The sequence below is a fragment of the Bacillus sp. ISL-77 genome (genome assembly GCF_018613105.1).
Window position 1 is genome coordinate 81,049 of record NZ_JAGGQY010000039.1, and the last position, 12,942, is coordinate 93,990.

Below are 12,942 nucleotides of genomic sequence, written 5' to 3' on the forward strand. Positions count from 1 at the left end.
GTTTACCCTCTTTCAACTAGGCTATATAACGGAATTTTTATGGTAAAAAGTGCTCCCGAATTTTCTACAGTATTTTGGAGATCAACACATCCCCCAAGTTCTTCGGTAATTTCTTGTACATAGGAAAGACCAATACCTGTTGATGGCGTGCCTGCCTGATCAAATTTTAAAGTATACCCTGGTTTAAAAATCAAGCTTTTATACTTTTCGGGAACTCCGGGACCATTATCCTCTACTTGAAACCATACAAACTGATTTACCAGCTTTAAATAAATAGCTATTGTTCCTTTCTCCTTAATAGCTTCTACCGCATTTGCCACTAAATTATTGATCAACGATAAAACGAGATATGCATGATATTCCGGATGTTCACCATTAATTTTATAGCGAAATTCAATCTTCTTTCCTAATGAGCTTGCGTATTTTTCATTTGTTCTAATAATGATCAGGACAAGTTCATGTATATCCATGTAATCTGAAAACTTTTCATCTTCAATCAACTTGAATAGTCCTGCAAAAATCCGTTGATTGTCTTTTTTTATATCATGTACTTCTCCAGCAATCCGTAAAGCCCTTTTGCTAAATTCCTCCAAGGAAATTCCTGTTTGTTTCATATGATTATTTAAGTCCCGATATAAATCGTACGATGTGATTGTAGTATTTTCCGCGTTTTGCAATACTTTTTTTAGCTGAACGGATTCCACATACAAATTGGATAACAACATTAATAAATACTGATTCTTTTGACGAATTTGCCTCTCTCTTATTTTCCCTTCATATAACTTCATCATACTAAAGAAGGAAAGCACAAAAAAGCTTCGGAAAATGGCTATGATAAAGATCTGGACTAGTTTTGACAAAGTCAAATAGTCTCCAACAGCCACATGCCGAAACATCAGTTCCGTTAAACTGGCTATGATTTCAATGGTAATGCCTAATACTCCTATAATCCAAGGACGGTTGTGGAACTGATTTATTTTTAATAAGTAAAACAGGAACACGAACGCAAAATAATAAAGGGAGGAAGGATAGCGTGTTTGTACGGAAGCGAACAAATCGAAATGATCCTGTGTAAGCCAGTCCAATCCTACCCGAAAGGAAAAAATAGACAGCGCTGTGCCAATACCTAGTAAAATAGGTGAAATGCCCCGCAAAAATAATAGTGAAAAGAATATAATGGGCGTACCCAGACTAACACGGAAGGTATCATGAAAAGGATAAAATTTTAGCTCTCCCGCTAACGGAACAGCAACTATAACAAAAATGAAAGTATATAAATTCCTCTCAAACAATTGATTGATTTTCAAACGATTCACTTCCTAAGATTTTAAACAGATATAAACATAAATAACGAATCCAACACAGGCAAATACCACCTATATTGAATTCGTTATGAGGTTTAGAAAAGTATACAATGGTGAAAAACAAAAGACAACTTCGTTGTTAAAAGATAAAGTTTATCCTCTGTCCAAAAGCGATGCTCCGGAAATGCCTGGGTTTGTCATTTCGTAAGGGTTTAAAATCAGATCAAGCTCTTCCTCTGTCAATACATCATATTGCAAGCATAATTCACGTACTGGTTTACCCGTTAAAATTGCCTCTCTTGCAATACGCGCTGCTACTTCATATCCAATATGGGGATTAACAGCCGTAATGACTCCCACACTTTTTTGAACATATTCTTTTAACTGTTCCGTATTTGCTTCAATCCCTGCCAGGCAGTAATCCGTAAACGTACGGAATGCATTGTTCATGATGCTGATTGATTCAAGCAAGTTAAAGACAAGCACAGGTTCCATTACATTTAATTCAAGCTGTCCTGCTTCGGAAGCCAGGCAAATGGTATGATCATTGCCAATAACTTGAAAGGCAACCTGGTTGATCAGCTCCGCCATGACCGGGTTCACCTTCCCCGGCATAATAGATGAACCAGGCTGACGGGCTGGTAAGGTGATTTCCCCAAGTCCTGCACGGGGACCTGATGCCATTAACCTTAAATCATTGGCGATTTTGGACATGTTCATCATACATACTTTCAGTGCGGCCGATACCTCCGTGTAAGCATCCGTATTTTGAGTGGCATCGACAAGATGTTCAGCCCCAAAAAGCGGCAATTCGGAAATAGCGGCTATGTGCTTAACCACATTTTCGATATAACGGGGATCTGCATTTAAACCTGTACCCACTGCCGTTGCCCCCATATTGATTTCATATAAATGCTGACGTGATTGCTGGATCCGTTTTATATCGCGCTCTAGGACACGGCTGTAGGCTTCAAACTCCTGGCCAAGACGGATTGGAACGGCATCCTGAAGATGGGTTCGTCCCATTTTAATTACATGATCAAATTGCTGCGCTTTCTGTTTAAAAACGGCCAGCATTTGATGCATCTTATCCAATAGCTTTTCCATTAACTGAAGTGTAGCAATATGGATCGCGGTCGGAAACGCATCATTTGTAGATTGAGACATATTCACATGACTATTCGGACTCACATGCTTGTACTCGCCTTTTTCTTTCCCAAGTAATTCAAGTGCACGGTTAGCAATGATTTCATTCATGTTCATATTCATCGATGTTCCTGCGCCACCTTGAATGGGGTCCACGATAAAGTGTTCATGCCACTTACCTTCTATAATTTCATCTGCTGCCTGTACAATGACCTTGCCGATTCCATCATATAAACGTGTTGTATCCATATTGGCTAAAGCAGCCGCTTTTTTGACAATAGCCAATGCTTTAACTAACTGCTCATGAACACGATAGCCAGTAATCGGGAAATTTTCAACTGCCCTTAGTGTTTGTATGCCGTAATAAGCATCTGCCGGGATTTCTTTTGATCCTAAAAAGTCCTTTTCTATTCGTACTTGAGTACTTTCCTTGGAAGCTAACATGATATTCCCTCCTATGCTCAATAAAATTATGCTACATTTGACTCTTTAGACTCTTTAGACTCTTTAAAGGAGTCCACATATTGATTTGCTTTTTCTTGGTCAAATTGTCCTTCCCATTTTGACATCACGATTGTCGCCAATGAATTTCCCAGTACGTTAACTGCCGTCCTAATCATATCCAAAATACGATCAATACCTGCAATGAAAGCAACGCCTTCTAAAGGAAGTCCCATTGTACCAAGTGTGGTTAAAATGACCACAAACGACGCACCAGGAACACCAGCCATTCCTTTTGATGTAAGCATTAACACAAGCAGCAACGTAATTTGCTGCATGATGGATAAATGAATTCCATACATTTGTGCTACGAAAAGTGAAGCAAGAGCCTGATAGATGGATGAGCCATCCAGGTTAAAGGTATAGCCAGTCGGGATGACAAAGGAAGTGATTGATTTTGGGCAGCCAAACTTCTCCATCTTATCCATAATTCTTGGTAAAACGGCTTCAGAGCTTGCGGTTGTAAACGCCAGAATCAACTCATCTTTAAGTACCTTCATGAGAAGAAAAATGCTTGTCCCAGAGATTTTCGCAATAACACCAAGAACAACGAGGACAAAAAATACCATTGTTACGTAAACAGCCAGCACCAGTTTTCCCAAAGGAAGTAACGAGGCAGCGCCAAATTTTGCAACGTTCACCCCAATGAGTGCAAATACTCCAACAGGAGCAAATTTCATAATAAGATTCGTTACCCAAAACATTGCTTCTAATATACCTTCAAAAAATGTCAGAACAGGCTTTCCTTTTTCTCCTATTGCTGCAATTCCCAATCCTAAGAAAACAATAAAGAAAATAATTGGAAGTAAATCACCTTTAGTGATAGATTCAAATACGTTTGTCGGAACAAGATGTACAATCGTATCTGCTACACTCGGAGCTCCAGTCGTTTCCATTGTTTCTTCATACTTTGAAATGTCATTTGCCTTAAGACTGCTTGTATCTACACCAGCCCCCGGCTGAAATAGATTTGCCGCCAATAATCCAATCGCAATAGCTAAAGTTGTAACGCTTTCAAAATAAAGAAGAGTTTTTCCGCCTAACTTTCCTAATTTTTTGATGTCGCCCACACCGGCAATTGATACGATTAATGCAGCGATGACAATTGGCACTACTATCATCTTAATCAGATGGATAAAAATGTCCCCCATAGGACCTAAAATGGCTATCGCTGTCTCGTTACCGTAAAAAATGACACCAACGATAATCCCGAGTATAAGAGCAATAAATATTTGTGTAGCCAACCCAAATCTTTTCATAGAAAAACTCCCCCTTATTTGTGTAAGCATGTTTTGTATCTTAATCAGAACACTTTGCAGGCTCTGTTTTTTACTTTATTAGCAAACCTACTTGATTACACAAAAAACTACAAAAAGTCTAAAATAAAAAAATATTTTTTTAATAATTAATATTTTCTTGCTTTTTTTGGAGATGGTATGATCAAACAAAATAAGCCGTTCCTGTACAGGAACGGCTTATTTTGGGCATTTCGCAAATGGAATTGATCTATCTGCAAGTTGGACCACCTTATCCACAAGTTCATTCTTTCTTTGGTTTGTTTCAAACGTTTGTTTAGTTGTACCCCTCTTTAACTACTTTTGAAGTTCAGATATTTTATTCCCTTTCGCAAAAGGCCAAGTGAGTTTTGGTACCTTATGACCCTCACCGCTGCCGCCAAATTTAAATACGACAATCCCGCCGACAATAACCAGCACACCGACCAACTGATTGAAAGTAAACGGAACCTTATTCAGACCTAGCCAGCCTAATGTGTCCCCTAATAGAGCAACCACGAGCTGTGATGTCAGTGCGATAGCGATGGCATAGGTTGGTCCCAGCCGCTTGATCCCTTGAACGAGACAAACAACCACTCCCACTCCGATCAGACCGCTGAACCAGTACCAAGTCTGCATATTTTGTAAGTGAAATAACTTTCCCCCTTCAAAGAGGAGCCCAAACGTCAATGAAGCAAAGAATCCCATCCCTAATACTAAGGTAGTCGTTGCCCAAGATCCCGCCCGTTCATTAACTTTACTGTTAAAAATATTTTGCAAAGCTACCAGCGAACCGGCAATAATCGCAAACAATAATCCTAGAATCATCCGATTTCTCTCCCTTGTGTTGATATTTTTTAAGGCTATTCGTAAATATTACCCCCGGCGAGATCCCTTAATCCATTCCTGTCCTTAACTAAAATGGAACCTCGATTACGCTCAATTAGACCATCTTCACAAAATTGTGTGATGACCCGATTTAAATGACGATAGCTCGTGCCAATTAAATTGGCGGCATCCTTGATACTGATGCTAAGTTGGTTTTTATTAAGTGAATCGGATTCATCAAAGGATACAGACAATAGGTAACTAGCCAAGCGCACCTCTACGGGATACATGATATTAAAGCTCATCGAATGGTTTTTCAGTTGGAACTTCCTCGTAATAATATCCAATAAAAATTGCAGGAGCGGTGCATGGTCACTTCCATATTTCTTTAACCAACGATGGTGAATACCAATCATCCAAACAGGCGATACCGCCTCAACTGTGTTAATAATGTCAATGCCCCGTACATACTCAATATCGCCGATCACTTCAAGCGGTTTCTTAAAAGAAAGAATGAGTGTATTACCTTCTGGCGAGCTGGTGTAGATTTTAACCTTCCCTTTTACTAGTACATACAAATACTGTGATGCTTCACCCTGGGAACAAATGAGCTCGCCTTGCTCAAAGCTGTACAGCGACAAATGGGGAATTAATGATTCATGAAAGATCGATTCTAGTTGATATGTCTGGATATACGCGTCCAATTGCTCCTGATCATTCAGTTCTTTCACTCTTTTTCACCCTCCGCCTTTCACCTTCTACATTCCAAAAGACACTTATTAAGACCTTAGTATCACCACACCAACGATCATCATCCCAATGCCGATAAACTGTGGCAGCTTCATCTTCTGCTTTTCCAGACCAAACCATCCGTAACTGTCTATGATAAATGTCAGCGTAAGCTGTGCTATCAGGATCGCCGAAATACTAAGGGTCACACCGATTCTCTGAATAGAGGTGACATTACTGAAAATAACAATCGCTGCAAAGGCGCCCCCAATCAAATATAATGGCTTCACTTGTTTGAAGCCTTGCCCTTTTCCGTCTCGAACGAACATGAAGATAATGAGAGCCATTATAAAACCAGTGAACTGGGTAATAGTTGCTGCTTGCCACGTGCCAATGTCTTCACTAATCCGTGTATTGGCAATCCCTTGTAGGGTAATAAATGCCCCGCCTAATAATGCAAAGATAATCCCCTTCATTGTTTTCTCCCCTAATTTAGATTTCTCTACTATATTAAAGGCTATTTCCAAGTAGTTTGAATAGGACATATGTCCTCAACTCATAATAGAATGTGTTATTTTCATTTTTTAATTAATGTACCCTTTTGTAAGCCGTAGAAAAAAGTGTATCTGGTAAACTAATTTAATAGTGGTACACTTGAGGGAACGTTCTATTAAAAAAGGAGCTTAGAAATTACTACTTATATCTAAATAATTTTATAATAATTAAAAAATATTTTTGAGGTGAATAAACATTGGATTTTCATTCAAATTCGAACCAACAATTAGAAAAAGTTGATGATGAAGAATATAAAGAAAGAGATTACGCTACTAGACAAAAAACAGAAGAGGAACCGGAAGAAAGAGGATTTAAACAATGGATTATGGGATGGAAAAAGAAAAAAGTAGATGAAGATGAAGATGGCGAAGCGAGAGTAGATTCACCATCCAGATCCAGATCCTCAAATAAGAAAAAGAAAGGGAGGATGATCTCATTAAAACTAGTCTTTAAGATATTTGTAGTAGCAGCTGTTTGTTACAACTTCAATTTCATTTGGAATTTTATGAAAGATCCTATTGGTAATTTTACGTTTTATCATACATTATTTGTACTAGGAATATGTGCAGGTATTAATTTAATTGCCGTTTGGATTCTGTTTTATAAAAGTTCGTTTATGAGATTTTATCTTTCCTTATTAGCAATTTTAGGAGCGTTTGGGTATTACTTTTACGTTAATTACACTAATCACTCCTTTATGGGGAATAATATCAAAACTTCGTTGCTTGTTATGATATCAGTTTTCATCGTCATTAATCCTAAAGTAAATTATTATCTGAAAAGCATCGTACTTCTGTTGATACCTAGTATAGGTATATATTTAAGTGGTAATAAATTCGCACTAGTATGGGCTTTATTGTTGAGTGCGGGATTTGTACTATTATTTAGAGTGTCTAAATCAAGAGGAAAATCAAAATCAAATAAAAAGGAAAGTCGCGCAAGAAGAAACCAAAAGCAATCCGCATAATATTTATTATTGGTAATTAGAAAATGCTGGTTATGGCAGTATATTTATTGAATGAAAATAAGCCGAAAATGTACAAGTGGTGAATAAAAACTTGTATTTTTTCGGCTTATAAAAATTTAAAAATGGAAGAAAACCATTGTTAGCTTAATTAGAAACTAACCATAGCAAATATGAGCTTCATCAAGTAAATCCAGTGGCAATTATTAAAAAAATGATTTATCTAATTCCTTATTTGAAATAACCCGAAATCAAAATGTAAATATTCTGTCACTGTAATACAGTTGATGTTAGGCATTTGAAAGTATAAACTTTATTTACTATTTGAGGAGTGATTAAAGTGAAAACAGTAACTGTGGATAAGCTAACATTCAAGAAAAATTTATCGATGATTGAGCAATTTGCAATTAAAGATTTCCTGTTTAAATGGGTTGGTCGACCAACAGAAGGATTGGATGATTTTCTACCACTTGAGTACACAGAAAATGTCTTTGCCAAGATGGAGGCAAAACAGGTAACTGCTTTACTCATTAACGGGGATAAACATTTCAGATATGCCACAATAACAGAAGACAATCAAATGGTAATAGGAGTTTTAGATTCGAATGAAGAGTTACATCATAGAGTCATTTCTCTGGATGAGGTTTTAATAGGCAAGAACTTGTAAGGTGCTTACCGCTAAACTTTTATCTAGCTTTCTTCTCGGTTAATGACTTGAATTCCATGTCGTTCTGCTTTGTATCGAATCATTTCTATGAAAGTGGCATATTTGTATGAAGGCTTGTTTAGTGGTCTTTTGCATATCAACCTCCATCTTCCAACCCTCATTTTTTCCATTGATGATTGTATCAATGGTTCTTTCTTGAGCAATCTCCACCACTTTTGCACTAGCCTTATGTAAAAAATCCATGACTCGATTGTTTCTTTTTCGGTCTAATGAAATTAATCTTGTCGTGTGAAACTTCCCTTCCTTCCTTTCTTCTTTTCTTCCTTTTTAGCACAGATTGTAAAATTGGGGCCCTTCTTCTGAAAAATATGGAAGTAGCTCTGTTACATTTAACTCCTTCTCTGTTCACTATGATATACTTTAAAAAGTTTGTTTTAAGAGTGGGAGGTTCTATTAGTGGAGTTACTAAAATCATATACTCAAACAAAATCGACCTATGTATTTTGGCTCGTTACGGGGATTATACTAGTAGCATTTAATTTGCGCCCCGCCATCACATCATTAGGGCCGTTAGTTGGAATGATTCAGGAAGATGTAGGACTAGCACATTGGAGTACAGGTTTATTAATGAGTTTGCCATTACTTGTTTTTTCCATCATGTCACCCATCGTACCAAAGCTCGCCAATCGATTAACAAATGAGGTGACTTTGCTTATAGGTTTGTTCACTCTATTAATCGGTATAGGTCTAAGATCCATCCCAATGACGTTTTTCCTTTTTAAGGGGACTCTTTTTATTGGAGTGGGTATAGCCGTTGGCAATGTTCTTTTACCAGCCATCGCAAAGGACAAATTCCCACAGCACTTCGGTCTTATGACAAGTGTTTATTCTACCTCAATGGGATTGTTTGCCTCATTAGCATCAGGAGTTAGTGTTCCTTTAGCAGACGGCATGCACCTTGGCTGGCAGGGAGCTTTAATTGTTTGGTGTATTCCGATCGTGCTAGCTATCTTGGTGTGGGCCTTTCTTTTCAAATATAATCATGGAAGTCAAACAGATATAAAAAGGCTTAGTTCTAAATCTAATCAAATCTGGCGTTCACCACTTGCGTGGCAAATCGCCATTTTTATGGGGTTTCAGTCTTTTTTATTTTATGTAACGATTTCTTGGTTACCAGAAATCCTGCATAGTCAAGGAATGAGTATGGAGAAAGCAGGATGGCTGCTTTCAATCACCCAAATAGTCGGACTACCCTTCAGTTTCTTCATCCCTGTCATTGCAGGACGTTTTCAATCACAAAAATGGATCGCATTCCTGTTAAGCCTATGCTCAATTATTGGTTATGGAGGTTTACTGTTGGGCTCATCCTATCCCATTTTAATTGCTAGCATTATTTTCATTGGGATGGCTTTGGGAGGAATCTTTCCATTATCTCTAACCTATATTGGACTTCGCACCAAGAATGCCAGCCAGGCTGCAGAGTTATCTGGAATGGCACAATCAACTGGATATATCCTTGCAGCAGCGGGCCCCTTTTTTATTGGATATTTATTTGATCAGACCCATTTATGGACAGTTCCACTTAGTGCACTCATCCTTATTTCTTTAGTCGTTATGGTATTTGGGATGTTAGCGGGTCGCAATCGATTCGTATAAAAAGCGAACAGTGCCAGGCACTGTTCGCTTTTTGTGCATTTTACTATATTTCACATGACATTTGATGTATTTGCATTTGATAGGTCGGAATTTTCAATCTTTTTAGGACGGACGGCCAGCCAAACTAGTCCACCGAAAACAAGAAGGATTAGCCCGCATAACTGGAACGCATACTGGAATCCAACGGCTGGACTTGCTGAGTGTTCAATGAAATAACCTGTTACATAGGGTCCAACAATCCCACCCAATGAAGTAATCGCCATAAACCACCCTTGAATTTTACCTTGATGTTTAGGTGCAACCAAATCTACTAGAATCGCTGGTCCCATAACCAAGGTAATACATCCAAATGTTAACCCAAGTGATAATAATACAATGGCAAGAAGATTAGAGCTAACCATTGCTCCGAAAAAGTAGCTGACTGCTCCAGCTAACATTACTGGTCCAAGGACAAAAATCCGTCCCTTTACCATACTTTTCGTCTTATGATAAAGTCGGTCAGAAAGGGTTGAAAAGGTAATTTGCGAAAGAGTAATCATAATCCAAGGCAATGCGACGACAATTTTTAACGTACCTTCGCTGAGGTGGCGGACATTTTCCAAATAATTGGGAAGCCAGTTCAGCCCAATCGTAAAGGACCAATAAGTGGCAAAACCACATAAGGCAACGAAGATGAAATTTTTTGAAAACAAGGCAGAGGTGAATTTTGTTTCGTTTTGGATAGTGGATAACTGGGCACTGCCTTTTGCTACAACCAACTCAGTATCTGTAACCGCTTTCTCTTTTGCGATCCATAACCACACGATAATCCAAATAAAGCCTACTACTCCAGTTGAGATAAACGCCGAGCGCCATCCATAACTCATGATGAGATGCATTAAGACCGGCGCTGAAATGGCGACACCAAGCGGTCCGCCCACTGAAACCAAGGTTAATCCAATCCCCAATTTTTCCTTTGGAAGATACTTTGAGGCAGCTGTCATCGCTAAAGCGTAGGAAGGTCCTTCCCCAGCCCCTAATATGATTCTTGTTACCAATAAATAAGTAAAGCTGCTGACAAAGATCGTTGAGAATTGAACGATGGACCAAATTGCGACCATACCAGCAATGACTTTTTTCGCTCCAAATTTATCCGCAAGACTGCCGCCTAAAACAGCTGAAAGCGAATATAGTAAGAAGAAAGCACTCCCGACAACTCCCCATTGCTCTGGCGATAATCCTAATTCCTTGATAATTGATACTGAGGCAAACCCAATAATCGCCTTATCTGCATTACTAATGACCGTTAATAAAAATAACAGGAAGATGATCACCCATGTTTTTTTTGATACTGCACTTTTCTTTTGCTCCATATAAGGACCTCCTTGAAATTTCTCCCTTTTTCCCTCGTTCGTTTTCATAGAATGATACCAGTTTGACTTCAAGTCCTTTCCACCCCATCAATGAAAAAGTCCTTTTAGGTCATTACTTAAATGTAACTTCCACCTTACCAATATGTGAAAATCCAGCAGTGAACCGATCCCCTTTTTCGGCCACTACTGCTGCAGATAATGCCCCTGATAAAATCACTTCTCCTGCTTTCAAAACAACCTGGTATTCGGATAACTTATTTGCCAGCCAGGCCACACATTTGGCAGGATGGCCTAGTACATCTGAACCATATCCTGTATTGATCAGTACACCATTTTTAAACAAATTCATTTCAATCGATGGTAAGTCAATATCCGTTAACGAGAATCGCTCCTCACCAATAACAAACAATCCGCTTGATGCATTATCGGCAATCGTGTCTGCTAAGGTAATCTTCCAGTCGGTTATCCGGCTGTCGACGATTTCTAAGGCTGGGGCTATATACTCTGTCGCATCTAGGACATCCTCAATAGTTACAGATGGACCTTTCAAATCCTTGCTGAGAACAAAGGCAATCTCGCCTTCTACCTTTGGCTGGAACATGGCATCTAAGCTGATGATCCCGTTATTACTTACTTCCATAGAATCCAATAGATGGCCGTAATCTGGTTGATCCACACCTAACAGCTGCTGCATGGCAACAGAGGTTAGCCCAATTTTTTTCCCAACAATACGCTGTCCATCTCCAACCTTCTCATTAATTGCGAGAAGTTGGACTTGATACGCCTCATCAACGGATAATTCTTGATACAAATCAGTAAGTGGTGTAATGGATTGCTTAGCAGCTTCTGCCTGCTGCAAAAGCTCATATACATGTTGAACACGATGAATGACTTGATTGCTCATAGTAAAAACTCCTTTTGTAAAAAAATAAAGCACTATTTCATAGATTCAAAAACTGTTAACCTATGAATCAATCAATAGCGCTCTCAAAGTGTCGTCTTATTATTTTGTTACCAAGGATGCGTCGTTTTGATTAGCAGCTTCTTTTCCATTTTTCAATAAGAAGTCTATTAATACAGTGTTAAACTCTTCAGGTTTCTCCCACTGCGGCCAGTGTCCGGCATCTTTGATGACAACCAACTCACTATTTGGAATCATATCCTGAATCGGTTTGGCTTCTTCAACGGTTGAAGTTGGATCATGGTCTGTCCATGCTAACAATGTCGGAACATTGATTTTACCGCACCATGATGGATCCCAGCTGTACAGCTTTCTAACTTCAATATCCTGCAGGCAGACGATATGATGAACGGCCTCTTGGTAAGATGGCTGTGTATAGATTTTGTAACGAGATTCAATTAGTTCATCGTTTACTTGGCTCTTATCATACATTAACCACTGAAGTCTTGTTTTTACATTTTCATAGTTGGCTTCAAGAACCGCTTTTAACGTGGAGTCCTTCAGCTTTTGCATAACTTCAGGTTTGTTATTAACGTTGCCTGGCGTGTTTAACACCATTGCTTTCACATACTCTGGATGTTCAGCTGCAAACCAGGCAGCGACCCAGCCACCTAATGATTCACCTGAAAGATATACCTTTGATAACCCTAATGCTTGAATAACACCCAATAAATGCTCGCTATAATAATCAATTCCGTATGGGCGATCTGGTTTAGCGGTATAGCCATGTCCAACCATATCGATGCAAATCACACGGAAATGTTCACTTAACCCTCGAATGTTTCGGGCATAAGCCTCAATATGGCCACCCGTACCATGAAGCAAAATCAAGGGCTCTCCTGTTCCAGCTTCTAGTACTCTCGTTTTAATATCGCTTGCATTAACATAATAGAGTTTATATTCCAAATCAGCTAAGTCTGTCCAGATTGTCATTTAAATCTCCCCTTTTTAAAAATAATAGTTACATAGTGGTGTTCTACCTTTTCCATCACTGATGTTGTTGAA

The 12,942-nt window shown here is 38.7% G+C and carries 12 protein-coding genes; 3 read left to right on the forward strand and 9 right to left on the reverse strand.

Translation table 11 applies throughout. The features are described 5' to 3' along the window. Positions 1 to 2 precede the first annotated feature (2 nt). The 6 genes from J7E77_RS16655 to J7E77_RS16680 form a co-directional block, all read right to left on the reverse strand. A complete protein-coding gene (locus J7E77_RS16655) occupies positions 3 to 1,316 on the reverse strand; it encodes a sensor histidine kinase (RefSeq protein WP_308160660.1) in 1,314 nt (437 codons plus the stop codon). Positions 1,317 to 1,457: 141 nt separating this feature from the next. Next, entirely contained in the window at positions 1,458 to 2,894 is a 1,437-nt protein-coding gene (aspA, locus tag J7E77_RS16660; protein WP_214715817.1) for an aspartate ammonia-lyase, read from the reverse strand. Between the two features lie 26 nt (positions 2,895 to 2,920). Further along, positions 2,921 to 4,210 carry a cation:dicarboxylate symporter family transporter gene (locus J7E77_RS16665; RefSeq protein ID WP_214715819.1) on the reverse strand — a complete coding sequence of 430 codons (1,290 nt, stop codon included), beginning with the start codon at positions 4,208 to 4,210 and terminating at the stop codon, positions 2,921 to 2,923. A 333-nt stretch (positions 4,211 to 4,543) separates the two neighbouring features. Further along, positions 4,544 to 5,053, reverse strand: a complete 510-nt coding sequence (locus tag J7E77_RS16670) for a DMT family transporter (protein WP_214715820.1) — start codon at positions 5,051 to 5,053, stop codon at positions 4,544 to 4,546. 35 nt (positions 5,054 to 5,088) lie between these two features. Beyond that, the gene (locus J7E77_RS16675) at positions 5,089 to 5,784 is read right to left on the reverse strand and encodes a Crp/Fnr family transcriptional regulator (RefSeq protein ID WP_214715821.1); all 696 of its coding nucleotides are present in this window, start codon (positions 5,782 to 5,784) and stop codon (positions 5,089 to 5,091) included. A gap of 48 nt (positions 5,785 to 5,832) precedes the next feature. Continuing rightward, a complete protein-coding gene (locus J7E77_RS16680) occupies positions 5,833 to 6,258 on the reverse strand; it encodes a DMT family transporter (protein ID WP_214715822.1) in 426 nt (141 codons plus the stop codon). A 275-nt stretch (positions 6,259 to 6,533) separates the two neighbouring features. On the opposite strand from J7E77_RS16680, the gene J7E77_RS16685 reads away from it, so the two are divergent. The 3 genes from J7E77_RS16685 (at position 6,534) to J7E77_RS16695 (ending at position 9,624) form a co-directional block, all read left to right on the forward strand. Beyond that, positions 6,534 to 7,304, forward strand: coding sequence for a hypothetical protein (locus J7E77_RS16685; protein WP_214715823.1), 771 nt, complete (start codon positions 6,534 to 6,536; stop codon positions 7,302 to 7,304). Positions 7,305 to 7,641: 337 nt separating this feature from the next. Next, a complete protein-coding gene (locus J7E77_RS16690; protein ID WP_214715824.1) occupies positions 7,642 to 7,968 on the forward strand; it encodes a CBS domain-containing protein in 327 nt (108 codons plus the stop codon). A 456-nt stretch (positions 7,969 to 8,424) separates the two neighbouring features. Beyond that, a complete protein-coding gene (locus tag J7E77_RS16695; protein WP_214715825.1) occupies positions 8,425 to 9,624 on the forward strand; it encodes a CynX/NimT family MFS transporter in 1,200 nt (399 codons plus the stop codon). A 50-nt stretch (positions 9,625 to 9,674) separates the two neighbouring features. On the opposite strand, the gene J7E77_RS16700 is transcribed toward J7E77_RS16695, so the two are convergent. The 3 genes from J7E77_RS16700 to J7E77_RS16710 form a co-directional block, all read right to left on the reverse strand. Beyond that, on the reverse strand, positions 9,675 to 10,976 hold the full coding sequence (locus J7E77_RS16700; RefSeq protein WP_214715827.1) for an MFS transporter: 1,302 nt from the start codon (positions 10,974 to 10,976) through the stop codon (positions 9,675 to 9,677). Positions 10,977 to 11,088: 112 nt separating this feature from the next. Then, positions 11,089 to 11,880, reverse strand: coding sequence for a 2-keto-4-pentenoate hydratase (locus J7E77_RS16705; protein WP_214715829.1), 792 nt, complete (start codon positions 11,878 to 11,880; stop codon positions 11,089 to 11,091). A gap of 99 nt (positions 11,881 to 11,979) precedes the next feature. Continuing rightward, positions 11,980 to 12,870, reverse strand: a complete 891-nt coding sequence (locus J7E77_RS16710; RefSeq protein WP_214715831.1) for an alpha/beta fold hydrolase — start codon at positions 12,868 to 12,870, stop codon at positions 11,980 to 11,982. Between the last annotated feature and the right edge of the window lie 72 nt (positions 12,871 to 12,942).

Coding starts and splice junctions, on each gene's coding strand:
- J7E77_RS16670 (WP_214715820.1), bottom strand. CDS start 5,053: ATGATTCTAGGATTATTGTTTGCGATTATTGCCGGTTCGCTGGTAGCT.
- J7E77_RS16700 (WP_214715827.1), bottom strand. CDS start 10,976: ATGGAGCAAAAGAAAAGTGCAGTATCAAAAAAAACATGGGTGATCATC.
- J7E77_RS16710 (WP_214715831.1), bottom strand. CDS start 12,870: ATGACAATCTGGACAGACTTAGCTGATTTGGAATATAAACTCTATTAT.
- J7E77_RS16705 (WP_214715829.1), bottom strand. CDS start 11,880: ATGAGCAATCAAGTCATTCATCGTGTTCAACATGTATATGAGCTTTTG.
- J7E77_RS16680 (WP_214715822.1), bottom strand. CDS start 6,258: ATGAAGGGGATTATCTTTGCATTATTAGGCGGGGCATTTATTACCCTA.
- J7E77_RS16665 (WP_214715819.1), bottom strand. CDS start 4,210: ATGAAAAGATTTGGGTTGGCTACACAAATATTTATTGCTCTTATACTC.
- aspA (WP_214715817.1), bottom strand. CDS start 2,894: ATGTTAGCTTCCAAGGAAAGTACTCAAGTACGAATAGAAAAGGACTTT.